The 22184-nt window shown below is 58.0% G+C and carries 22 protein-coding genes, 1 tRNA gene and 2 pseudogenes; 17 read left to right on the top strand and 8 right to left on the bottom strand.

Annotated elements, in window-relative coordinates:
- The first annotated feature begins 77 nt into the window (after positions 1-77).
- The 9 genes from purB to GSP01_RS07310 all read left to right on the top strand — a co-directional run bounded on the left by purB (position 78) and on the right by GSP01_RS07310 (position 7053).
- The gene (purB, locus tag GSP01_RS07350) at positions 78-1409 is read left to right on the top strand and encodes an adenylosuccinate lyase (protein ID WP_141352234.1); all 1332 of its coding nucleotides are present in this window, start codon (positions 78-80) and stop codon (positions 1407-1409) included.
- A 145-nt stretch (positions 1410-1554) separates the two neighbouring features.
- Positions 1555-2319 (top strand): phosphoribosylaminoimidazolesuccinocarboxamide synthase, encoded by a 765-nt coding sequence (gene purC, locus GSP01_RS07345; protein ID WP_141352232.1) that lies wholly within the window; start codon positions 1555-1557, stop codon positions 2317-2319.
- Positions 2316-2558, top strand: coding sequence for a phosphoribosylformylglycinamidine synthase subunit PurS (gene purS / locus GSP01_RS07340; RefSeq protein ID WP_141352230.1), 243 nt, complete (start codon positions 2316-2318; stop codon positions 2556-2558). The genes purC and purS overlap by 4 nt, the downstream gene beginning before the upstream one ends.
- Positions 2555-2962 (top strand): Rap1a/Tai family immunity protein, encoded by a 408-nt coding sequence (locus GSP01_RS07335; RefSeq protein ID WP_141352228.1) that lies wholly within the window; start codon positions 2555-2557, stop codon positions 2960-2962. The genes purS and GSP01_RS07335 overlap by 4 nt, the downstream gene beginning before the upstream one ends.
- A complete protein-coding gene (purQ, locus tag GSP01_RS07330; protein WP_141352226.1) occupies positions 2959-3660 on the top strand; it encodes a phosphoribosylformylglycinamidine synthase subunit PurQ in 702 nt (233 codons plus the stop codon). Before GSP01_RS07335 ends, purQ begins: the two co-directional genes overlap by 4 nt.
- Positions 3657-5861: a phosphoribosylformylglycinamidine synthase subunit PurL gene (gene purL / locus GSP01_RS07325; protein ID WP_141352224.1), complete on the top strand. Its 2205-nt coding sequence runs from the start codon at positions 3657-3659 to the stop codon at positions 5859-5861. Before purQ ends, purL begins: the two co-directional genes overlap by 4 nt.
- A gap of 5 nt (positions 5862-5866) precedes the next feature.
- The gene (locus GSP01_RS07320) at positions 5867-6097 is read left to right on the top strand and encodes a BolA/IbaG family iron-sulfur metabolism protein (protein ID WP_011253808.1); all 231 of its coding nucleotides are present in this window, start codon (positions 5867-5869) and stop codon (positions 6095-6097) included.
- A gap of 87 nt (positions 6098-6184) precedes the next feature.
- Entirely contained in the window at positions 6185-6520 is a 336-nt protein-coding gene (grxD, locus tag GSP01_RS07315; protein WP_062032115.1) for a Grx4 family monothiol glutaredoxin, read from the top strand.
- Between the two features lie 206 nt (positions 6521-6726).
- The gene (locus GSP01_RS07310) at positions 6727-7053 is read left to right on the top strand and encodes a hypothetical protein (RefSeq protein ID WP_141352222.1); all 327 of its coding nucleotides are present in this window, start codon (positions 6727-6729) and stop codon (positions 7051-7053) included.
- A gap of 5 nt (positions 7054-7058) precedes the next feature.
- On the opposite strand, the gene GSP01_RS07305 is transcribed toward GSP01_RS07310, so the two are convergent.
- The 3 genes from GSP01_RS07305 to GSP01_RS07295 are packed head-to-tail and all read right to left on the bottom strand — an operon-like array spanning position 7059 to position 9884.
- A complete protein-coding gene (locus GSP01_RS07305; protein WP_141352220.1) occupies positions 7059-7391 on the bottom strand; it encodes a YraN family protein in 333 nt (110 codons plus the stop codon).
- A 35-nt stretch (positions 7392-7426) separates the two neighbouring features.
- The gene (gene hemB, locus GSP01_RS07300) at positions 7427-8437 is read right to left on the bottom strand and encodes a porphobilinogen synthase (protein WP_141352218.1); all 1011 of its coding nucleotides are present in this window, start codon (positions 8435-8437) and stop codon (positions 7427-7429) included.
- Positions 8438-8447: 10 nt separating this feature from the next.
- A complete protein-coding gene (locus GSP01_RS07295) occupies positions 8448-9884 on the bottom strand; it encodes an APC family permease (RefSeq protein WP_141352216.1) in 1437 nt (478 codons plus the stop codon).
- Between the two features lie 92 nt (positions 9885-9976).
- Between GSP01_RS07295 and glyA the strand changes: the two genes are divergently transcribed.
- Positions 9977-11281: a serine hydroxymethyltransferase gene (glyA, locus tag GSP01_RS07290; protein WP_141352214.1), complete on the top strand. Its 1305-nt coding sequence runs from the start codon at positions 9977-9979 to the stop codon at positions 11279-11281.
- Here the strand turns inward: glyA and GSP01_RS07285 are convergent.
- Entirely contained in the window at positions 11278-12420 is a 1143-nt protein-coding gene (locus tag GSP01_RS07285) for a M14 family metallopeptidase (RefSeq protein ID WP_228123791.1), read from the bottom strand. The genes glyA and GSP01_RS07285 overlap by 4 nt on opposite strands.
- A gap of 168 nt (positions 12421-12588) precedes the next feature.
- On the opposite strand from GSP01_RS07285, the gene GSP01_RS07280 reads away from it, so the two are divergent.
- Both GSP01_RS07280 and GSP01_RS07275 read left to right on the top strand, forming a co-directional pair.
- On the top strand, positions 12589-13821 hold the full coding sequence (locus tag GSP01_RS07280) for a glycosyltransferase family 4 protein (RefSeq protein WP_141352212.1): 1233 nt from the start codon (positions 12589-12591) through the stop codon (positions 13819-13821).
- Positions 13818-14894, top strand: a complete 1077-nt coding sequence (locus tag GSP01_RS07275; protein WP_141352210.1) for a glycosyltransferase family 4 protein — start codon at positions 13818-13820, stop codon at positions 14892-14894. The genes GSP01_RS07280 and GSP01_RS07275 overlap by 4 nt, the downstream gene beginning before the upstream one ends.
- On the opposite strand, the gene GSP01_RS07270 is transcribed toward GSP01_RS07275, so the two are convergent.
- On the bottom strand, positions 14891-16072 hold the full coding sequence (locus GSP01_RS07270; protein WP_141352208.1) for a DEAD/DEAH box helicase: 1182 nt from the start codon (positions 16070-16072) through the stop codon (positions 14891-14893). The genes GSP01_RS07275 and GSP01_RS07270 overlap by 4 nt on opposite strands.
- Positions 16073-16134: 62 nt before the next feature.
- On the opposite strand from GSP01_RS07270, the gene GSP01_RS07265 reads away from it, so the two are divergent.
- The 4 genes and pseudogenes from GSP01_RS07265 (at position 16135) to GSP01_RS07250 (ending at position 20385) form a co-directional block, all read left to right on the top strand.
- Positions 16135-17067 (top strand): mitochondrial fission ELM1 family protein, encoded by a 933-nt coding sequence (locus GSP01_RS07265; protein ID WP_141352206.1) that lies wholly within the window; start codon positions 16135-16137, stop codon positions 17065-17067.
- 12 nt (positions 17068-17079) lie between these two features.
- A complete protein-coding gene (locus GSP01_RS07260; RefSeq protein WP_141352204.1) occupies positions 17080-18966 on the top strand; it encodes a hypothetical protein in 1887 nt (628 codons plus the stop codon).
- A 97-nt stretch (positions 18967-19063) separates the two neighbouring features.
- A tRNA-Val gene (locus GSP01_RS07255) sits at positions 19064-19138 on the top strand.
- Between the two features lie 388 nt (positions 19139-19526).
- A pseudogene (locus GSP01_RS07250) lies at positions 19527-20385 on the top strand (IS5/IS1182 family transposase).
- A gap of 186 nt (positions 20386-20571) precedes the next feature.
- On the opposite strand, the gene GSP01_RS14915 reads toward GSP01_RS07250, so the two are convergent.
- The 3 genes from GSP01_RS14915 to gloA2 all read right to left on the bottom strand — a co-directional run bounded on the left by GSP01_RS14915 (position 20572) and on the right by gloA2 (position 21635).
- Complete coding sequence (locus GSP01_RS14915; RefSeq protein ID WP_141352202.1) at positions 20572-20802, bottom strand: hypothetical protein; 231 nt, start codon at positions 20800-20802, stop codon at positions 20572-20574.
- A 72-nt stretch (positions 20803-20874) separates the two neighbouring features.
- Positions 20875-21186, bottom strand: coding sequence for a transposase (locus GSP01_RS14910; RefSeq protein WP_141352199.1), 312 nt, complete (start codon positions 21184-21186; stop codon positions 20875-20877).
- A 50-nt stretch (positions 21187-21236) separates the two neighbouring features.
- Positions 21237-21635, bottom strand: a complete 399-nt coding sequence (gene gloA2 / locus GSP01_RS07235; protein ID WP_174787564.1) for an SMU1112c/YaeR family gloxylase I-like metalloprotein — start codon at positions 21633-21635, stop codon at positions 21237-21239.
- A 233-nt stretch (positions 21636-21868) separates the two neighbouring features.
- Here gloA2 and GSP01_RS07230 point away from each other — a divergent pair.
- Positions 21869-22148, top strand: a pseudogene (locus GSP01_RS07230) (transposase); the annotation flags it as partial.
- Positions 22149-22184: the final 36 nt, after the last annotated feature.

Genomic DNA, 22184 nt, shown 5'->3' with positions numbered 1-22184 from the left:
GAAAAGGGGTCCGTGCAATGTCTTCGTATTTGGTCTAAGGAGCCTCCGTAAAGCCCCACCCAGCATCCGGAGTTCCCATGGTACCCCGTTATAGCCGTCCGCAGATGACTGCCATCTGGTCTCCCGCCAACCGTTTTCGCATCTGGTTCGAGATCGAAGCCCTTGCCTGCGAAGCCATGGCACAACGGGGTGACATTCCCGCCGAATCAGCCAAAATCATTCGCGAAAAGGGTGATGTCGCCATGGCGGCGTTCTCCGACGCGGATCTGGCCCGCATTGACGAGATCGAGGCCGAAACGCGCCATGACGTCATTGCGTTCCTGACCTGGCTTGCAGAAAAGGTCGGCCCGGACAGCCGCTTCGTCCATCTGGGCATGACGTCTTCGGATGTGCTGGATACCTGCCTGTCCGTCCAGATGACGCAGGCCGCCGATCTTCTGCTGGAAGATCTGGACCGCGTTCTCGCTGCCCTGAAGGCCCGCGCCTACGAGCACCGCAACACGGTTACGATCGGCCGCAGCCACGCGATCCATGCCGAGCCGACCAGCTTTGGCCTGAAAATTGCTGGACACTACGCCGAATTCGCCCGCAACCGCGAGCGCCTTCTTCAGGCCCGCAAGGAAATTGCGGTCTGCGCGATTTCCGGTGCTGTCGGCACCTATGCCCATATCGACCCGGAAATCGAAGAATACGTCGCTGACAAGCTGGGTCTGGCTGTCGAGAGCGTGTCCACGCAGGTCATTCCTCGTGACCGCCATGCCGCGTTCTTCTGCACCCTCGGCGTGATTGCCAGTGGCATTGAGCGTCTGGCCGTTGAGGTCCGTCATCTGCAGCGTTCGGAAGTTCGGGAAGCTGAAGAGTTCTTCCACAAGGGACAGAAGGGCAGTTCGGCAATGCCGCACAAGCGCAACCCTGTCCTGTCGGAGAACCTGACCGGCCTGGCGCGCCTGATCCGCTCGCATGTCGTGCCGGCTCTGGAAAACGTCGCATTGTGGCACGAGCGGGACATCAGCCACTCCGCCGTCGAGCGCAACATCTGCCCCGATGCGACGATCGGCCTGGATTTTGCTCTGATGCGTCTGGCCGGGATGATGGAAAAGCTGGTCGTCTATCCCGAACAGATGATCGCGAACATGGAAAACCTCGGCGGCGTCGTCCATTCCGGTGAGGTGCTGCTCACGCTGGCGCGCGCCGGAATTTCCCGCGAGGACGCCTATCGGATCGTACAGCGCAACGCCATGGAAACATGGACCAAGCTGAACAAACCGGGCTTCAAGACCTTCCGTGAAAACCTTGAAGCCGATCCGGAAGTCGCCGGTCGGGTCAGCAAGGAGATTCTCGATCAGGCATTCGACCCGGCACAGCATCTTCGTGCCGTGGATCGCATCTTCGCCCGTATCTTCGACTGAGAGGTATGCGGAACGCAGACTTCCTGCGATTTCCTGCGTTCCGCACACTCGCAGTTCCGGTTCCGCAATGCTATGGAACCACAATTCGTCGCTGCTCCAGCCGTCCGCATCTTCTGTCAGGACGGCGCAACGCTAAGGATTGCTCATGGCTCGCCGCCGCCAGCTCTATGAGGGCAAAGCCAAGGTTCTTTTTGAAGGCCCAGAACCCGGCACACTCGTTCAGTACTTTAAGGATGACGCCACCGCCGGAAACGGCGCGAAGAGCGGCATCATCACCGGCAAGGGTGTCCTGAACAACCGCATCAGCGAATACCTGATGCTCAAGCTTCACGAGATCAACATTCCAACCCACTTCATCCGTCGGCTGAACATGCGCGAGCAGCTCATCCGCGAAGTGGAGATCATTCCGCTTGAAGTTGTGGTACGCAATGTGGCGGCGGGCTCGCTGGCCAAGCGGCTTGGCATCCCCGAGGGGACGCGCCTGCCGCGCACGATCATCGAATATTACTACAAGAACGACGCGCTCAATGACCCGATGGTGTCGGAAGAGCATATCGCAGCGTTCAACTGGGCCGCACCGCAGGACATGGACGACATGAACCAGCTTGCGCTCAGGACAAATGATTTCCTGATGGGCATGTTCACGGCCGTGGGTATCACGCTGGTGGATTTCAAACTGGAATTCGGACGGATCTGGGAAGGCGAGGAGATGCGTATTCTTCTGGCAGACGAGATTTCACCGGATAACTGTCGTCTGTGGGATTCCAAGACGAACGAAAAAATGGACAAGGATCGCTTCCGCCGTGACATGGGTCGCGTCGAGGAAGCGTATCAGGAAGTGGCAAAGCGTCTCGGGATCCTGCCCGAGGCCGGGAATGGTGACCTCAAGGGTCCGGAGGCAGTTCAGTGAAAATTCGCGTTTTTGTTTCCCTGAAAGACGGCGTTCTCGACCCGCAGGGCAAGGCCGTGGGCCATGCTCTGGAAACCCTTGGCTTCAAGGGGCTCGGCGAAGTTCGCGTCAACCGCGTCGTCGAGCTTGAGGTTCCGACCGACAATGCCGCCGATGCGCTGGCACAGGGCGAGGCCATGGCGCGTGCGCTTCTGGCTAACGAAGTCATCGAAGATTTCAGTGTCGAGGTGGCAGAATGACCCGTCTTTCCGCGATCTTTCTGCTGGCTGGCATCGCGGCCGCTCCCGCTCTTGTCACTGTCCCGGCCCACGCGCAGCGCGTGTCCAAGGTTTCGGGTAAGGCTCTGGGCCAGATGTGCTCCAGCAAGTCCTCCATCGGGATGTGCGACGCCTATCTTTCTGGCCTGATGGATGGTGAAGCCTGGGCCAAGAAATATGACAGTTTTGCCCATGACGAGTCCGCTCCGGTCGCATTCTGCGTACCCGCCCAGCAGACTGCACCGCAGGTTCGCGGTCTGGTCGTCGCCTGGCTGCATGCCCATAACGACGCGCTGGCGGAGCCTGCCGGTAAAGCGGTCTATCGCGCCCTGCATGACACTTATCCGTGCCATGCAGCTTCCGCTCCGGCGGAGGACCAGAAATGAAAGCAGGTATCGTCGTATTTCCCGGCACGAACCGGGAGCGCGACATGGTTCATGCCCTGAAGCTGGTCACGGGGCAGACACCGCGTCTAATCTGGCACCGAGAGACCTCGCTGGGTGATCTGGATCTCGTCGTGCTGCCGGGCGGTTTCAGCTTCGGGGATTACCTGCGCAGCGGTGCCATGGCCGCACATTCGCCGATCCTGCGCGACGTCAAGGCGTTCGCGGGCAAAGGCGGTCACGTTCTGGGCGTCTGCAATGGCTTTCAGATCCTGACGGAATCCCATCTTCTGCCGGGCGCACTGCTGCGCAATGCAGGCCTGCGTTTCCTGTCGCAGGATTGCCATCTGAAGGTTGAGAACGCGTCGTCGCCCTATACGCAGGGCTGGACGCGCGGGGATGTGTTCCGCGCGCCGCTCGCACATGGTGACGGCAACTACACGGCTTCGCCCGAGACGCTGAAGCGTCTTGAAGGCGAGGGCCGCGTGGCGTTCCGCTACTGCGGTGCGGATGGAGTGGTTTCGGACGATGACCGCGCCACCAACCCCAACGGGAGCACGCGCTCCATCGCCGGGATCCTGAGCGAAAATGGCCGTGTCTGTGGCCTGATGCCGCACCCGGAGAACCTGACTGACCCCGAAATCGGCGCAACCGACGGCGTGCCGCTTTTCAAAGGCCTTGTGGAGGCTCTTGTCGGATGAGTGTGACGATTGATGCCCAGCTTGCCCAGTCTTTCGGACTGACCGGCGAGGAATACGCCAAACTTGTCACGATCATGGGACGGACGCCGAGCTTTACGGAGCTTGGAATTTTCTCCGTCATGTGGTCCGAACACTGCTCCTACAAATCGTCCCGCATCCATCTCAAGACGCTGCCCACCAAGGCTCCGTGGGTCATCCATGGGCCGGGCGAGAACGCAGGCGTCGTAGATATCGGCGAGGGTCTGGCCGCCGTCTTCAAGATGGAGAGCCACAACCACCCGTCTTTCATCGAGCCCTATCAGGGCGCGGCGACGGGCGTCGGCGGCATTCTGCGCGACGTGTTCACGATGGGCGCGCGTCCAATTGCGAACCTCAACGCCCTGCGCTTCGGCGATCCAAAACATGCAGGAACGCGCCGCATCGTCGATGGCGTCGTGCGTGGTGTTGGTGGTTACGGCAACTGCGTCGGTGTTCCGACCGTGGGTGGCGAGGTCAACTTCCACAAGGCGTATGACGGCAATCCGCTCGTCAATGCCATGACGGTAGGTGTGGCCAAGCAGGACAAGATCTTCCTGTCGGCTGCGGCTGGCGTAGGCAATCCGGTCGTGTACGTCGGCTCCAAGACGGGCCGTGACGGTATTCATGGCGCGACCATGTCCTCGGCGGAGTTCGACGAGGAAGCAGCGTCCAAGCGCCCGACCGTTCAGGTTGGCGATCCGTTCATCGAGAAGCTGCTGATCGAGGCCTGCCTTGAACTGATGGCGACCGATGCGATCGTCGCCATTCAGGACATGGGTGCAGCCGGTCTGACATCTTCCGCCGTTGAAATGGCGGGCAAGGGCGGCGTTGGCATCGAGCTGAACCTTGACGCAGTTCCGCAGCGCGAGCCGAACATGTCGGCTTACGAGATGATGTTGTCCGAGAGCCAAGAGCGGATGCTCATGGTTCTCAAGCCCGAACGGACCGAAGTTGCCCGTGCGATCTTTGCCAAGTGGGAACTGGATTTCGCCATCATCGGTGTACTGACCGATACGGGCCGCATCACGATCCGTCATAATGGCGAGATCGAAGCCGATATTCCGCTGGCCCCGCTAGCAGATGAAGCTCCGGTCTATAACCGCCCGACCGTGCCTCTGACGACACCAGCACGGATCGAGACTCCGGCAGACCCGGAAGGGATCGAAAAGGCGCTTCTGACGCTGATCGGTTGCCCCGATCTGGCATCCCGCGCCTGGGTCTGGAACCAGTATGACGGTTCGGTTGGTGGCAACACGGCGCGTCGTCCGGGTGCGGCCGATGCGGCTGTCGTGCGTGTCGAAGGTACGCGTCTGGGTCTTGCCCTGACAACGGACTGCACGCCACGCTACTGTCAGGCTGATCCGAAAACGGGTGGTGCGCAGGCTGTGGCCGAAGCCTGGCGCAACCTGACGGCGACCGGTGCCACACCGCTGGCCGTGACGGACAACCTGAACTTCGGCAATCCGGAACGTCCGGAAATCATGGCGCAGTTCGCCGATGCCATCAAAGGCATGGGCGATGCCTGCCGCGCGCTCGACTTCCCGGTCGTGAGCGGCAACGTCTCGCTGTATAACGAGACGCGCTCTCCGTCCGGCGAGGCTCAGGCGATCCTGCCGACGCCGGCGATCGGTGCGCTTGGCGTGCTGGCGGATGCGTCCAAGTCCATCGGACTTGCGATGCCGGATGCCCATGATCTGGTGCTGGTCGGCTCTATCCAGGGCGAACTCGGGCAGTCCCTGTGGCTGCGCGAGATCTGCCAGCGTGAAGATGGTGCACCGCCAGTGGTCGATCTTGCTGTCGAGCGTCGCAACGGTGATTTCGTGCGCAGCCAGATCGGCGCGGGCGCAGTTGCGGCCTGTCACGACATTGCCGATGGCGGACTGCTGGTGACGGTGGCGGAAATGGTCATGGCAAGCGGCGTTGGCTGCACGCTTGAAGCCGCTCCGACGGATATTGCCGCGCATGCCTTCTGGTTCGGTGAGGATCAGGGCTGCTATGTTGTAGCAACTTCTGATGGCGCAGCCCTTGTCGCAGCGGCTGAGAAGGCCAATGTTCCGGCAATCCGTCTGGGACGTTCGGGCGGCAAGGATCTGATCGTGCCAGAAACCGTCAGTGTCAGCGCGGACCATCTCAGCGAGATCAATGCCGCGTTTTTCCCGCGGTTCATGGGTGAGGGAGCCTGATTTCCATGCCGATGGCAGCTTCTGAGATCGAACGCACGATCCTTGCCGCTATCCCTGACGCCCGGATCGAGATCGAAGATCTCGCCGGGGACGGGGATCATTACGCCTGCACGGTCACAAGTGAGGCCTTCCGCGGGCTTTCGCGTGTACGCCAGCACAAACTGGTTTATGATGCGTTCGGAACCCGCATGGGCACTGAACTGCATGCGATGGCCCTCAAGACGCTCACCCCTTAAGAGCCGGGGCTGACGTCTCTTTTTCCAGACGAACACTGACAGCAGGAGCGGATGGTCTGTCCGCCCTGCCGAACCAAGGAAAATCCAATGTCCGAAACCGTGTTCCAGCATATCCAGAACCTGATCGACGCCAATCCGGTCATGCTGTTCATGAAGGGTGACAAGCTCTTCCCGCAGTGCGGCTTCTCCGCACGCGTGGTCCAGATCCTCAACCATCTTGGCGTCCCGTTCGCAACCTGCAACATTCTTGAAAGCGCTGAACTTCGTCAGGGCATCAAGGACTTCTCGCAGTGGCCAACCGTGCCCCAGCTCTACGTCAAGGGCGAGTTCGTTGGTGGCTGCGATATCGTTACCGACATGTATCAGAGTGGCGAGCTTGAGACTCTGCTGACTGAAAAAGGCATCACGACCGCTAACGCCTGAGTTGCTACGCCCTGATTCAGGGCCAATCATGGCGAAAAGTGCTGAATTCAGCACTTTTTAAGCATTGCTCCTGCCACAATTCAGCCATGAAGCAGCGAAAAGTGGCAGGACCTTGATTTTTTTGGAAACTTTCCCAGCAGGGGTTGCCGGACCCCGAGTTCAGCGCATAGGCTGTCTCCATCAGAACAGGATGGGACACAACGTCAATGGCGCGCAACTGGGTCGGCAGAATTGCTCTGGGTATCATGGGTGTCGGTATCTGCATGGGAGCAGGCAAAGCCTATGCCCGTCCGGCCATCACCGATTATGAAGCCAGCAAGCTGACCTTCGATGCACTGACTGCCACGCCGGTCTATCACCATGTCGTTTTCCATCATGCTCTCGCACGTCGCACGACGTCGCATAATACAGCCATTGCCTGGAACAGCTCACACGCGGTGGTCCGTAACGTGGCCTATCGTCCGCATACAGTCGCTCACACACATGTCACTGTTGCCTCGGCACACCACCACGCACGCGCCCGTCGGACCTGATTTCTTCAGAACTGCCGCAACACATCCTGGATGCGCCGCGCCTGGCCTGATGAGTCAACAACGATAAGGTCAATCCGGGTACTGGGCCTGTTCCACTCCGGTTTTGTCAGCAGGATATAGTTGAAGGCTTCCATCAGTCTTTGAGACTGTCTGGCTGTCAAACATGACGCACTTTCCCGCAGGCTGCGTCTCTGTTTGACCTCAACGGCGATCAGCCATTCCGAATCTGTCGCCAATATATCGAGTTCGCCGTAAGGCGTTCGCAGCCTCTGTGCAAGAATTGTCAGACCGCGCTCCTCAAGGAGGCGGGCTGCAATGTTTTCGGCGTTCAGCCCCATGTAATAGGACTGAACGCCGCGTGTGCGCCTGCTTTTCAGCGTTCGCTCCGCAGAAGGCGGGCGGCATCCAGCGCGAAATAGGTAAGGATGCCGTTACATCCAGCACGTTTAAAGGCCATCAGGCTTTCCATGATCGTGCGGTCACGGTCGAGCCAGCCGTTCTGAATGGCCCCCATCAGCATCGCGTACTCGCCAGACACCTGATAGGCAAAAGTCGGTACCTCAAAGCGCTCTCGAACGCGACGGATGATATCGAGATACGGCATACCCGGCTTGACCATGATCATATCCGCACCTTCACGCAGATCCTGCTCGACTTCGCGCATGGCTTCGTCGGAATTGGCAGGGTCCATCTGGTAGGTCTTCTTGTCTCCGTGTAGCAGGCTGCCGGAACCCAAGGCATCACGAAACGGGCCATAGAAGGCGGAGGCATACTTGGCCGTGTAAGCCATGATACGCGTCGTGTCGTAGCCGTTGCCATCAAGCGTTTCGCGAATAGCCTTAACGCGACCATCCATCATGTCGGACGGAGCGATAATATCATTCCCGGCTCGGGCCTGATTAAGAGCCTGCTGACGCAGGATCTCGACGGAGGCGTCATTGAGAATGCGGCCGTTCTCAATGACGCCGTCATGGCCATGATCAGTGTACGGGTCGAGCGCCACATCGCCGATGATACCCAGATCAGGGAAAGCTTCCTTGATGGTGCGCGAGGCACGGCACATCAGGTTGTCCGGGTTGAGGGCCTCGGTCCCGGTAGCGTCGCGGACGCTCATGGGCGTGACAGGGAAGATGGCGACGGCCGGGATGCCGAGGTCCACAGCCTGCCGGACGTGTTCCACGACATTGTCCACGCTGACGCGTTCGGCGCCCGGCATGGAGTCGACCTTCTGGCGCTGGTTTTCACCTTCGCAGACGAAAATCGGCCAGATCAGGTTGTCGACATGCAGGCGATGTTCCTGCACCAGACGACGGGTGAAAGCATCGTGGCGATTACGCCGCGGACGGGAGAGGGGGTATGCTGCATTGCTCATACCCCCGATCATGCGCCTAACTTCAGTCCCTGCAAAGTCGACTGTTGCGGATGCCGTACGCAAAATAGACAGAAAGTCCAATAGCGAGCCAGACAACAAGTCTGATCCAGGTCAACCTGTCGAGCGATACCATCACTGCACCACAAGATAGTATTCCGAGCAAGGGAACGAGCAGACCACCCGGAACCCGAAACTGCCGCGGGGCGTCCGGATATCTGTAACGCAGGACTGGAACGCCGACGCAGACAATGATGAAAGCCAATAAAGTACCGATGGACGTCATATTGCCGAGCTGAGCAATCGGAAGCACCGCAGCAAACACGCTGGTCAGCGCTGCAAACATCAGATGTGACGTCCAGGGCGTATGGGTTCGGGCATTGAGCTTCGAGAAGACTGGCGGCAACAGGCCGTCATGGGACATAATCAGGAAGACGCGCACCTGCCCCATTAGGAGCCCGAATAAGACCGAGATATATCCGGCCGTGATGCCGAGTTTCACAAAACTGGCCAGCCAGGGCATGCCGGCGACATCGATGGCCGTAGCAACCGGGCTCGGGTCATTCGCCATAGCGCGGTAATCAACCACGCCTGTCAGGACCATTGAGAACACTGCATAGACCACGGAGCAGACGAGCAGACTTCCCAGAATACCAACGGGAATGTCGCGCGCCGGGTTGCGGCTGTCCTGCGCAGTAGTGGAGACGATGTCGAAGCCTAGATAGGCGAAAAAGGCCATGCCGGCGGCTCGCATGACGCCGGACATGCCGAACTGTCCAAATGTACCGGTGTTCTGCGGAATGAACGGATGGTAGTGCGCGAAGCTGATATGCGGTGCGCAGGCCGCAATCACAGCGACGATAACGGTGAGCTTGATGCAGACAACGATCGTGTTGATAGTCGTAGACTCACTCACGCCGCGCATGAGCAGAGCCGTGACACCCCAGAGCGCACAGACAGCCGGGAAGTTGAACCAGGCCGAGGCCATACTTCCATCCGGCATCGTGACAGGCGTCATTGGCGTTGCCAGCAGACGGGGATCGATATGGATGCCCCAGCCCTCAAGCAACGACGCAAGGTAGCCTGACCAGCTGGACGCAACGGCCGCAGCGCCCACGGTATATTCCAACACGAGATCCCAGCCGATGATCCAGGCGATCAACTCGCCCATCGACGCATAGGCGTAGGAATAGGCTGAACCGCCCGAAGGGATCATGCTGGCAAGTTCACCGTAGCAGAGGCCCGCGAAACCGCAGGCTACCGCTGCGATGACGAAAGAGAGAGTCACAGCCGGGCCAGCATTCTGGCCGGCGGCAACGCCCGTGAGAGAAAAAAGGCCAGCACCGATCGTCACACCGACGCCCAAGGCAACGAGCTGCCACGGACCGAGGACACGCTTGAGGCCAGTCTGGCTGTCAGCTGCGGAAGATACGGGTTTGGTCCGCCAGAGCGGAGTGGTCATGAAGGATCCTCGTTTGATAGGCGGATTGTTTTTGCCGAGGCAGGAAATCTGGGCTAGTCACATGCCGAACTCACCCTGGAGAATGGACCACGATGTCGGAACACGCCAGCCAGTCCACGCTGAATCGTTTCTTTCATGCCCCCCTCAAGGAGGCTGATGCCGAAGTTGCCACCATTCTGAACGAGGAGCTGACGCGCCAACAGGACGGCATCGAGCTCATCGCTTCGGAGAATATGGCCTCTTTCGCCGTCATGGAAGCACAGGGTTCGGTGCTGACGAACAAGTATGCCGAAGGCCTTCCAGGCAAGCGCTATTACGGCGGCTGTGTGGACGTGGACCGCGTTGAAAACCTCGCCATCGAGCGTCTGAAAAAGATGTTCGGCGCAGAGTTCGCAAACGTGCAGCCGCATTCCGGCGCCAATGCCAATCAGGCCGCTTTCATGGCACTGGCCAAGCCGGGCGATACGATTCTCGGCCTGAGCCTCGCGGCTGGTGGACATCTGACGCATGGCGCGGCCCCGAACTACTCGGGCAAGTGGTTCAACTCAGTACAGTATGGCGTGCGCGCTGAGGACGGGCTGATCGATTACGACCAGATGGAAGCGCTGGCCCGCGAACACAAGCCGAAGATCATCGTGGCGGGCAGTTCTGCCTATCCGCGCGTCATCGACTTCGCCCGCTTCCGCAAGATCGCCGATGAAGTCGGTGCGTATCTGATGGTGGACATGGCGCATTTTGCCGGTCTGGTTGCCGCTGGCCTGTATCCGAACCCGGTTCCGGTTGCGGACATCACGACGTCCACGACCCACAAAACGCTGCGTGGCCCGCGTGGTGGCATCATCCTGACGAACGATCCGGAACTGGCGAAAAAGGTAAATTCCGCCGTGTTCCCAGGCCTGCAGGGTGGTCCACTCATGCATGTCATCGCGGGCAAGGCCGTTGCGTTCGGTGAAGCGCTTTCGGATGAGTTCAAGAACTATCAGAAGCGTGTTCTTGCCAATGCCCGCGCGCTGGCGGACGAGCTTCAGAACCGTGGCTTCGACATCGTCACAGGCGGCACGGACAGCCATCTGATCCTCGTGGATCTGCGTCCTAAGAAGGTTACTGGCAAGCTGGCCGAAGCCATTCTGGAACGTGCCGGCATTACGGCGAACAAGAACGCCATCCCGTTCGATCCGGAAAAGCCGTTCGTGACCTCCGGTATTCGTCTGGGTAGCCCAGCTGCAACCGCGCGTGGTTTCGGAGAAGCCGAGTTCCGCGAAATCGGTCGCATGATTGACGAAGTGCTGACGGCGGCTCTTGAGGAGGACAATGCCGAGGCCGTCACGGCCCGGGTTCATGAGGAAGTAAAGGCCCTGTGCCGCCGCTTCCCGATCTATGACCGCGCGTCTGCCTAAGATCTGAACAGTGCTGCGGTCCGTCTGGCCAGACGGACCGCAAGCTGTCCCCGACGAGGACGAAGATTGGGCATGATCAACAGACACTCATCATATGGTGTACAGATCAGATCATGCCCGTCATGAGCGAGGGGCGTTCCTGCTTTAGGAATCATAGCCCCACCCTCCCATGGCCTGACAAAATTGAAATCCGCATTCCGGGCGATGATATTGTCCGTCACCACCGCCATTTCCGTCTGACGGGACTCCTCGGTCGCCTGTCCACGAAGATGGATGGTCTCGGCCTCCGCCAGCAGGCGTGCAATCGCGCTTTCCATAACCGTGACGGTGGAAGGCTCCCAGTGAGGACCAGCCTCCAGGAGGCAACTGCGTCCCGTGCCGCCCGGCGACATGAAATGCGCATGCTCGATCAACCGTGATCCACCATGATGCCCGAGATCCGTTAGGACCATCTGCGGCAGTTCCTTGCCACCCGCCAAAGCGCAGGCCAATTCGGTCGATCTCTGACGGGGGGGAGCAATGAACAGGGGTTCAGATGGCCATAGCGTGGAATGTAAATCCAGCAGCAGGTCGGCCCGGGCAATATAGGGCTGAATCTTACGGGCACGCTCAAGTTCGCTGGAATGCTCGCGACTGTTCAAACGTGTATTGTGCCACAGACGATTAAGATCCTCGTCGACATGACGGGACATGACCGGATTGGCAGCATCGAAGCGATCAAAGGCCTCTAGATTTGCCAGAATCAGCGTCAGGCGTCCGGAGGACAAGACAGGAGCACCCCTACGGAGATTTTCAAGCGCCCATCCCCCGGCATATTCGTTGCCATGCACCATGGCCATGATGACTATCTCTGGGCCGGAACGGCCCGAATCGAAAACCCAGACGCCAGGTATTCCCGAAGGAGGTGCACGCCACGATAAAAGATCGGGGGGCGAAAGGGCCACGTTGAAGACCAAGGGCGGGCGGCCGAGCCCCGGCAACGTTTCCGACAGACGGGGCTGACGGATCCGGAGCGGATGGTGCCGCTGTCCCGCCTTGCAACTCATGGTCCCCGTGAACCCAACGATACAGAACAGGACCAACTGCTCCCCATCCGGTCGCCCGGGGGAGCCATACCTGCACCAAGGGGCATAGGACATGGATCGGTCATGGGTTGTAGTGTAAGCACGTTGGGGACAGCTCACCAGAGAGGGAATGTTGCCTTTTTCTTCGGCAGGGCCTGAAGAGAGTCACATTTCGTCGAGATTGATCTGGCGCCTCCCCTTTCCGTACTCCGCCCGGTTTTTCGCGGATTACAGCCCGTGTCCATGGTCACGACCCAGGTACAGACGGCACATGAACAGACGATGAAACAGTCTCTCTCCTTTTTTCACAAATTGTGGCAGCAGCTTCCTGCCGAATCCCGAAGGCGGTTTTTCGCACGGGTCACGGCGCTTACAGCCCCCGCGCTCAGGCCGCACAAAATTATTCCGGCACACGGGATGATCGTAGCGGGAGAGTTCAGCCGCAGTTCGGGGCTGGGCGAGGGAGCGCGTCTGATGGTTCAGGCATTGCGGGACATGAATATTCCCTGCGCAACATGGGACATTGACCGACGCGTTCTTGAAGGTGACGCAACGGGGCCGGGCGCAGCACTGATAATTCACGTCAATGCACCGATGCTGCCTTATGTACAGCTTTTCATGCCACGCTGGCTGAGAACTGGACGGCGAGTCATTGGATACTGGGCTTGGGAACTACCAATTATGCCACAGACATGGCGTCATGCCCGCCGTCATGTCCATGAAATCTGGGCTCCGTCACATTTTACCGCTCAGGCTTTTCGTACGCTGGGGCGCCCTGTGCGGGTCGTCGAGCATCCGGTGGGCCTTGCGGAACAGAAACCCTCAGATCGTGACCGGGCATCTTTCGGGTTACCAGAAGACTGCGTGATTGTTCTTGTTTCGTTCAGCCTCTCTTCCAGCATGGTGCGCAAAAGCCCGATTGAGATGATCGAGGCGTTTCGCGCTGCCTTCGGGGATCGTTCAGACCGGCTCCTGCTCATGAAGATCGGCCATACCGAACATTATCCTGACGACCTGGCGAAGATCCGAGCAGCCACCGGGGGAGCGACCAATATTCGGATCGAGACCGGGCAACTCAGCGGCGCCGACCGGCTTGCCTTAACGGTCTGTGCAGATATCGTGCTCTCCCTCCATCGCAGTGAAGGGTTCGGGCTTGTCGTGGCGGAGGCCATGGCGCTGGGGCGGTGCGTGATTGCAACAGACTGGTCGGCGACGACTGAGTTTCTGGACGGGACGTGCGGCCTGCCGGTCCCGTACACGCTGGTTCCGGCGCGGGATCCACGCGGGATCTGGGACATGCCAGACACGAAATGGGCGCTTGCCGACAAAAATGCCGCTGTGGCGGCCCTGCGGACGGCAGCCGCAGATCCGGGCTTGCGGTCACACCTAGGTGCGAATGCCAGACAGAGGATCGCCACGCGCCTGGATGGTACGACACTACGGGAAGCGGCTCTGGCGGTTGGGATCCAAGCGTGACAACATCTGCCGACCGCATTCTGGTGTGGCAATGGGGGCGACGGGGAGCCGGGCCGCGGATTGCCGTAGATTTGGCGGATGGGCTGAAACGCCTGACTGGTACAGATGTTCTGCTTTGCCTATCAGACCGTGCGGAAATTCTTCAGAGCCGGAACGCTCCAGACGCGGTCGTGAAAATTGCGACCTATAGTTCCTTCCGGGGTCTGGTGGCGCGCCTGCTGACGGCGCCCGGATTTCTACGCCAGCTGGGATGGATTGTAAGAGACTTCCGTCCGGATGTAGCGATCTGTGCGATGCCGGGCCCCCTAGATCTGCTGATGACGTATATGCTGCGACGGGCTGGCGTGAAAATTATGCTCATTGTACACGATGCGCAGCCACATCCGGGAGACGGCTATCCTTTACAGGCAGCCTTGCAACGCAGGCTGATCCGTCAGGCCGACCAGATCGTCACGTTCAGCCGGCATGTCGCCAATGGACTGACCACCGGGCCGGATGCCTTAGACTGTCCCGTCGTCGCCTTGGCCCATCCGCCGTTCATTGGGGGAGCAGCCGCGCCACCGTTCGCCCATGAGGGAGCCCCGCGCATCCTAATGTTTGGCCGTCTGTTGCCCTACAAGGGGCTGGACCTGCTGGCGGAAGCTTTGCCGCATGTCAGACGTGATTTCGAATGTCGGGTTGTAGGCCAGGGACCTGAAAGCCCGGAACTGGGGCGACTGGCGGCACTGGCGCAGGTCAGGGTCGAGAACCGCTGGGTCGCGGAAGACGAACTTCCCCGCCTCATCGCATGGGCCGACATTGTGGTGCTGCCCTATCGTGAAGCCTCCCAGAGTGGCGTCGGGGCCATGGCGATTGCCAGCGGGCGCTATGTCGTGGCGACCAGGGTCGGGGGGCTGGTAGAGCAGTTTTCGGGCGATGCACAGGCCGTTCTGTGCGCGCCAGAACCGGTGGCGATTGCGACAGCGCTGGAGAATATCCTTGAGGCGCCTCCACCCGTTCGCCCGCAGGTTGATAGCGGGCAGGAATGGGAAAATCTGGCGAGGGATATTCTCGCCAGCCGTGAGATGTCCTAGCGGTCCAGCGAATCTTCCGTCGCGATCCGGACACGGTAGCCGATATGCTTTTCGACATCGCGCAGGAACGTACGTTCGTCGATATTGATTAGCGAGAACGCCACGCCCTTACGGCCGGCGCGGGCAGTCCGGCCAATGCGGTGCACATAGGCTTCCGGCGTTTCGGGCATGTCCATGTTGATAACGAGATCCACATCCGGAATGTCGAGACCACGCGAGGCGATATCGGTCGTGACCAGAACCGGAACACGCCCCTGACGAAACAGATCCAGTGCCTTGTTGCGGGCACCCTGCGTTCGGTCGCCATGCAGGGTTTCGACCCGCAGGTTATGCCGGCGCAGCGTTTTGGCGAGGGCATCTACCGTGTTTTTCGTCCGGGCGAAAACGATGCTGCGGCCTTCAAAATGCTTCAGAAGACGGGCAACAGTCTCGGGCTTGTCGTCCTTCTCTACAAAAATCGCCCGCTGACGAATGTTTTTAGGGGTAAAGGATTCTGCTGCGATTTCCACGCGGACGGGATTGCGTGTCACACGCCTAGCCAGATCCATTACCGGCTCAGGCAATGTAGCCGAGCAGAAAACAGTCTGGGGTGGTTGGTCCGGGAAATAGGGTGTTAGGGCCGTCATGCTGGCAGAGAAATCCTCATCCAACAGACGATCCGCTTCATCCAGTACCAGATAGGTGAGATGTTCCAGAACGAGATCGGCCTGCATGACCAGATCAAGAAGGCGACCATGCGTCGCAACGATGATATCAACCCCATCGCTGACGGACTGGACCTGCTGCTCACGGGATGTCCCGCCACAGATAACGCGCGTTTTCAGGGCGAGCCGACGCCCGAGCTGGCGGCAGACAGCAGCGGTCTGTGCTGCAAGCTCGCGCGTAGGTTCCAGAATAAGCGCACGTGGACCGGGAGCCGGACCAGCTTCCGTCAACTTCTGGAGCATGGGCAACACGAAAGCGGCTGTCTTGCCGCTGCCTGTCTGGGAGCCAACCAGAACGTCTTTGCCCTCCAGAAGAGGGGGAATGGCCTGTGCCTGGATCAGGCTCGGACGTTTGTGTCCGGCCTGGGCAAGAGTTGCCAGCAGGGGTGCAATCAACCCAAGCTCCTCAAACCCGGGAGCAGGAGTGACGGACGTTGCGGTCGGCGAGGCAGGGCGCGGCTGGGACGTTATCATGTGCGCTTCTTGCCAAATTTCTTACAGTTCGGGAAATACCTTCTTTTTTACGGAGTTCCCTCATGAAGGCCATCATCATCGCAGAGGACTTCGCCGGCATGCGGGCGCAGGGGGCGGGACTGGCTGAAAAGGCCGGTCTGGAGTGGGATTTCCAGCCTGTGTGCATCCAGCCTTTCTGGTCGCGTTTTCCCGCGCGTTACTGGCCATCTCCGCTGCGTCGGGTCAATCCCATCAGGATTCCCGAAGACACAGACCTCATTATCTGTATCGGAGGAACAGGAGGCGTCATCGGCAGAGCCGTGGCCCGACGCGAGGGACTGCCGGTCGTGCAGATCCAGAACCCGCGCATGCCGGTCAGCAGGTTCGAGCTCGTGATTGCCAATACGCATGATGACATCAGTGGACCGAATGTCCTGATTTCGCGCAATGCACTGCACCCCGTCACACCAAAAAAGCTCGCTGTGGCGCGGACCGAGTGGGAAGAGCGCCTGAAACAGGGCGCACGACCGCTGTTATCCATTTTGGTTGGCGGCGCCAATGGTCGTTTCTCGCTGGGGGCGGTTGAAGCGGAGCGGATGGCAGAAGGAATCATCACTTTCACGAAGCGCAACGACATACAGGCCGTCCTTACACCTTCGCGCCGGACCGATCCCGCTGCCGTGGCCATTTTTCGCAAACGGCTGGAGCCTCATGGCATTGCCGTTCTGACAGGTAGCGGGGGCGACAACCCTTATATGGGCATGCTGGCCTGCGCAGACATGATTGCCGTCACGACGGACAGTGTCTCGATGATTTCCGAAGCCGTGGCAACGTCAGCCCCCGTGCTGGTTTTCCCGCTTCCAGGCCGTTCCAGCCGAATTTCACGCTTTGTAAAAACCCTTGAGGACGCCGGGCGGGTTAAGTGGTTCGATCCAGCACAGGTTCCATGGAATGTCATGCCGCTTGACGATACCCCCCTCGTGGCGAGAGAAATGCGCCGACGTCTGAAGCTCTGAAAGGGCCCCTGTATGCTCGATATCCGCACCTTTGGTCCGCAGGGTGGCAATGTTCTGTACAAGGCGCTGGCGCATCCGCTGGCCACGGAAGCACTCGTCCGGATGGAAGCCGAATTCGCAGGGCGGACACTGGCTGTATACGATCCGGATGACGCTGCCCGCACACTGGCCGCGCTCTATCCAGGACTGAAACCGGCCTGCGTCTATGTTCATGATACGGAGCGGGTAGGGCAGCCGGACGGTTTTGGCGGAACACTTCGTGCGCTCGTGGATCTTCCCGCGACCGAAGCGGATGCTATCCTTGCTTTGTCTTTTGAAGATGCCAAGATGCGGACCCGGCTAAAGGGGCTTCAGAAAGACCGAAATCTTTACACGCTCGCTCCCGCGCGCCTGCCAGACGAGATGCTAGTTGCAGGCCGTCCCTATCTGGACAAACTGAACTTCGCGACCAACTTCGCCTTTTTCCGCGAAACGAAGCAGTTTTCCTGCCGGATCGTAACCGCCAATTACTGGTCCAGCTATGCGGCGGAGAACCTGCGTTACTGGATGCGGCTCTATGACGGAGCAGGCAAGGTACTGGCCCAGTGGGAACAACCGGTGACTGAAGCCGGGGCAGGAATCACGATTGACAGCGCCGATATCCGTCGTCGCTTTGATCTACCAGAATTTACGGGACAACTTTTCATCCATGTACTGGGCGCGCGCGGACATGACGTCGTCAAATATGCTCTCGACAGCTGGGGCAAAAACGGCGATCCGAGCCTCTCCGTCACGCATGATGCCAATGCCTGGCCTTCCGTGTGTTACGCAACGCTTCCTGCCCCTGAACCCGACGAGACGCTGATCGTCTGGGTGCAGAACAGCCATGCGACCACCATTCCAGCAGGAGGCATTACCTTCAACCGGATGGGAGAAGGTAGATCGCATCCGCTCGATCGGACTGTAGGGCCGTTTGAGACGGTGGCCGTAGATGTTGGTACGCTTTTTCCCGGATTGCACTGGCCTGCACAGCTTGAACTGCGTTCGGGCCGACATCTTGTGCGTCCCCGCTATGAAATCACGCAGCGAGGCCGCACCCGAATCGCCCATCTAAACGTAGAACGAGACGATCTGCGCCCTGATCCTGCCATCCGTCAATTTGCGCCGTCGCTGGGTCGTGGGTTTTTGCTGCCGTTTCCAATCCTGGATCCAAAACAGTTCGAGACTTTCCTGCAGCCCAACCCCATGTCCGAAGCGCTTCAGTCTCTTCCCGTAAGGCTCGATCTGTTTGATGAAGCAGGAGGAAAGGTCGGATCGCATTTCCTCGGCAATCTATCCCGGAACCATGACACAGCCGTTGCACTGCATACCCTGATGGATCGACCGGGTCATGCCGATTTGGTCTATGATTTCCGCGATGGCGGCGAAGCTGATGGCTGGTTGCACGCCCTGATGCGCTATCGAAATCGGAAAAGCGCTCACGCCGCTGAAACCAGTTTCGGCGCCCATATCTTCAATACGCTCATGACTTGGCGCTCGGAGCCGCAATCGTACTCAGGCCCACCGCCGGGCCTGACGACACGACTTTTTCTAAAGTTGGGACACAAGGCAGGACAGGAGACGCTCCGAAGCTTCTGCTGCCTGATTCATCCGGCTTCCGTCGAAGGGACCGATAGTTCGGAAACCGTTCTTCTGCTTCATGGCGCAAATGGGTCCTTAATTACCCAGACGACCATCACAATTGCGCCCAACGGGTCATTCATGATCCGCCCGCACCAACTATTTGATGGCTCGCACCTCGATCATGCCGGGGAAGGGGGGTACGTCCTGATCCGAGACCTGACCTGCCGCCTTTTCGGTTATCACGGCCTGGAAAACGGAAAAGGCGCATTCTCGCTGGACCACATGTTCGGCTTCTGAACCATTGCAACACGGGAACCGCAACGGACAATGCGGCTCCCCACGAAAAAGATCTTGTCATGAAAACAACGTCTTGCTAAAAGCCCGTCCCACGGATGGGCGCGTAGCTCAGCGGTAGAGCACTGCCTTCACACGGCAGGGGTCACAGGTTCAATCCCTGTCGCGCCCACCATCCTAAATCCTTGAAAATTATATTTTTAAGAATTTTTATTCTCCCACAACCTAAACGGTGCAAGGATATAACTGATTAAATCCCCTTAGAACCCAAAAGAGATTGCAAGATTTACGTCACCCTTCTGCATCGCGTCGTTCAGAAACGGCAGCAGTCATAGTTTTGTTTTCGCCAATATGCTCCTCACTACAAAAATTGAAAATAACTTTTCTTTTATTGCCAGACTATTACATATATTCTTCAATTTTCGTGTAAAATACAGCACAAAAATCAAGTTATTTACATACTAAACACATTATCTCAGACCACTTGGAGGGTTCGAAAAACCCTCTATTTTGAGAGCTGCCCTGTGATTCCATTTCTTCTGCGATGATTGGGGATATGGGTCATAAAGCAAACTGGTTTCTTTGATGTTGAAGAGAGTCTGAGCAGGACTGGTGATCAACTCGAAGCGTTTTCCCAGATTGTGGATTTTGAATTGTTCCGCACTGTTTTGAAGAAGGCTCTGGCCTATTCAACTGGGAGTAAAGGCGGGCGACCGCCATTTGATCCGGTGCTGGTGTTCAAGATCCTGGATGCAACGCTGGTGGCTACTCCAAAGCAGCGCAATACCAACACTGAGAAAGCCGACCTTCGGGCAGGGCGTATTCTGGCAGGACAAGCTCGCAAAAAGATCATCATGCGCGCTGGACGCTGAAATTCACCAAAGCGAAGCGACAGGATGATGAAACCATGCCATCGAGTGATCTTGCCATCCCGTTCTTTGGCTACAAATCCTACGTCTCCCTCGACCTGAAGTTCCGGTTCATCCGCAAATGGAAAACGACGGATACCGCCACCAGTGATGGCGCGCGGCTGAGAAAGTGCCCGTTGGATAAAACTAATACAGCTTCAACGGTTTGGGCGGATACGACATATCGCTCAAAAGCCAATGAGGACTTCATGGAAAAACAGGGATTTTTTCAAAGGTTCACAGAAAACAAGCCGCATCTCAAGTCTATGGGCGGACAGCGAATGCTGGAAAGCCCGTGATCCGCCTGCGTATCGAGCATGTCTTTGCCGATCAGAAATCACAGACAGGGTTGTTCGTCCGAATCGTAGGCCTCACCCGGGCCACCATGAGGATCGGGCTGGCCAGTATCGTCTACAACATGCACCGCTTCATCTTCCTGGAGCGGATCAACCAATGGTTCTTCGATCCCTCCAGATCGCTCACCTTCCAGCATCCCCAATCATTGCCGCAATGATGAAATCATACAGAAAACCTCAAACCAAAGGATTTTTCGATCCATCTAATTTCAGTCTGAATAATTAATTTACACATCTCCAAGCCTGCCCCCAAGGACCGCCTTACGCTCAGGACTCATTCTTTAAGATAGAAGATGAAGCTTGCTACGATTTGGATTGCGAAGATGAATGTATGAGCGCAGCAGTCATGCCCCCCCCTTCGCCAGTCTTTCAATTTCGTGAACATGCTTTCGATCAAATGGCGCTTTTATAAAGATGCCAATTGTAAGGCCGCTTTGATTTCCTGTTTTTCTTTGATGGAATACAGGTGGTGACGTTCCGGTCTGCGAGAGGCTGTCTAATTTTATTACTGTCGTATTCCCGATCACTTCTTCTGTCTCACCCGACAGGTCCGCCAGCAGCACCTTTGAAATCACTGACCTGTCCAGCAGTCAGATGGAGGCGGACAGATCGGCCCTGATCATCGCGCACGGCATAAAATTTTGAGTTCAGGCCGCTTTTTGTCCGTCCGATATGGCGGGAAAAAGCCCCTTTTTGAGCAGGCCCGTCGATGCCCGGTGTACCTTGAAGTGTATTGCATCGATCATCAGAAGCTTCGAACGGCTAGCCTGTTCTGTCAGGACGACAAAAATCCTGTCAAAAACACCGAGACAGCTCCACCGGATAAAGCGATTATATAAAGCCTTGTGCGGACCATACGATTTCGAAGCGTCTTTCCACTGAAGGCCGTTGCGAATCACATAAACGATCCCGCTCTTCCATGCGTGGTACTCCCTGCGCCAGCAGAAAAAGCGGCTCAATCCGCTTCATCTGGCTCTCAGACAGCATAGTCTCCTTAATTTGAGGGCGCTCACATTTCATAGAGTTCGAGTGGCAAATCATCCGGATCAGCGAAAAAGGTAAACAGGCGACCCGTATAGGAATCTTTGCGAATTGGCTCCGAAACAATTCCGTGCCCCTCTAGACGTTGTACGACCCTGGCAATGTCCTGAACACGGAATGCGAGATGGCGCAGTCCGCAGGCTTCTGGCCGCGAAACCCGAGGGGGAGCCTGCGGAAAAGAAAAGAGTTCAATCTGGACATCACCGACCTGAAGATCGCACTTCCATGAATTACGCTCGGCGCGAAAATTTTCAGCGATGACCTTGAAGCCCAGCAAATCAACATAAAATGCGCGAGAGCGCTGATAATCGGATGCGATTATGGCGACGTGATGCAAACCAATAATATCGCCAGCATCCTGCCTCATCTTATCTGCGCCCCTTAACATCAGTTCTAACGAGGATAGCGTCAGTAACTACCAAGATCCAGCATGCTGATAGTGCAGACAGGATTTCGCGTGCTGGCTTAAGCAACATCACGACATTGAATCGCCCATGCTGACAAGCTTCCTAGGCTCAGGACCCATTGATTTGATTGCGGAAATCTGATTCACGCTCTGCGCGGAGACTGAAAATGAGCATTTTCATGTAGATGACGGATGGCCTGTCTGCTGCGAAAGCCGAGCCTCAGACCATTATGATTGATGCGACCTATCTCAAAGCACATCGCACGGCTTCAAGCCTGCGCCTAAAAAAGAGATACAGGGCACCTGATCGATCGGACAAAAGACGACATGAACACGAAGCTACATGCGATAACGGATCAGAACGGACGACCGCTGAGCTTCTTCATAACGTCGGGACAGGTCAGCGATTACACCGGTGCCGCTGCTCTGCTGGACAGTCTTTCTATGGCACAGTGGATGCTGGCGGGCCGGGGTTAGAATGCTGACTGGTGCAGGGATGCCCTGGAAGAA

The sequence above is a fragment of the Gluconobacter sphaericus NBRC 12467 genome (assembly GCF_006539125.1).
GTDB lineage: Bacteria > Pseudomonadota > Alphaproteobacteria > Acetobacterales > Acetobacteraceae > Gluconobacter > Gluconobacter sphaericus.
This window is presented reverse-complemented; position numbering and strand designations above follow the sequence as displayed.

Excerpts from the sequence above, each read along its gene's own strand:
- GSP01_RS07265 (WP_141352206.1), top strand. The coding sequence starts at position 16,135 with ATGAAGGCCATCATCATCGCAGAGGACTTCGCCGGCATGCGGGCGCAG.
- GSP01_RS07270 (WP_141352208.1), bottom strand. The coding sequence starts at position 16,072 with ATGATAACGTCCCAGCCGCGCCCTGCCTCGCCGACCGCAACGTCCGTC.
- GSP01_RS07295 (WP_141352216.1), bottom strand. The coding sequence starts at position 9,884 with ATGACCACTCCGCTCTGGCGGACCAAACCCGTATCTTCCGCAGCTGAC.
- GSP01_RS07320 (WP_011253808.1), top strand. The coding sequence starts at position 5,867 with ATGCCGATGGCAGCTTCTGAGATCGAACGCACGATCCTTGCCGCTATC.
- purL (WP_141352224.1), top strand. The coding sequence starts at position 3,657 with ATGAGTGTGACGATTGATGCCCAGCTTGCCCAGTCTTTCGGACTGACC.
- purB (WP_141352234.1), top strand. The coding sequence starts at position 78 with ATGGTACCCCGTTATAGCCGTCCGCAGATGACTGCCATCTGGTCTCCC.
- purC (WP_141352232.1), top strand. The coding sequence starts at position 1,555 with ATGGCTCGCCGCCGCCAGCTCTATGAGGGCAAAGCCAAGGTTCTTTTT.
- hemB (WP_141352218.1), bottom strand. The coding sequence starts at position 8,437 with ATGATCGGGGGTATGAGCAATGCAGCATACCCCCTCTCCCGTCCGCGG.
- grxD (WP_062032115.1), top strand. The coding sequence starts at position 6,185 with ATGTCCGAAACCGTGTTCCAGCATATCCAGAACCTGATCGACGCCAAT.
- GSP01_RS07280 (WP_141352212.1), top strand. The coding sequence starts at position 12,589 with ATGGTCACGACCCAGGTACAGACGGCACATGAACAGACGATGAAACAG.
- purQ (WP_141352226.1), top strand. The coding sequence starts at position 2,959 with ATGAAAGCAGGTATCGTCGTATTTCCCGGCACGAACCGGGAGCGCGAC.
- gloA2 (WP_174787564.1), bottom strand. The coding sequence starts at position 21,635 with ATGAGGCAGGATGCTGGCGATATTATTGGTTTGCATCACGTCGCCATA.
- GSP01_RS07260 (WP_141352204.1), top strand. The coding sequence starts at position 17,080 with ATGCTCGATATCCGCACCTTTGGTCCGCAGGGTGGCAATGTTCTGTAC.
- GSP01_RS07310 (WP_141352222.1), top strand. The coding sequence starts at position 6,727 with ATGGCGCGCAACTGGGTCGGCAGAATTGCTCTGGGTATCATGGGTGTC.
- GSP01_RS07335 (WP_141352228.1), top strand. The coding sequence starts at position 2,555 with ATGACCCGTCTTTCCGCGATCTTTCTGCTGGCTGGCATCGCGGCCGCT.
- GSP01_RS07285 (WP_228123791.1), bottom strand. The coding sequence starts at position 12,420 with ATGTCCTATGCCCCTTGGTGCAGGTATGGCTCCCCCGGGCGACCGGAT.
- glyA (WP_141352214.1), top strand. The coding sequence starts at position 9,977 with ATGTCGGAACACGCCAGCCAGTCCACGCTGAATCGTTTCTTTCATGCC.
- GSP01_RS07305 (WP_141352220.1), bottom strand. The coding sequence starts at position 7,391 with ATGGGGCTGAACGCCGAAAACATTGCAGCCCGCCTCCTTGAGGAGCGC.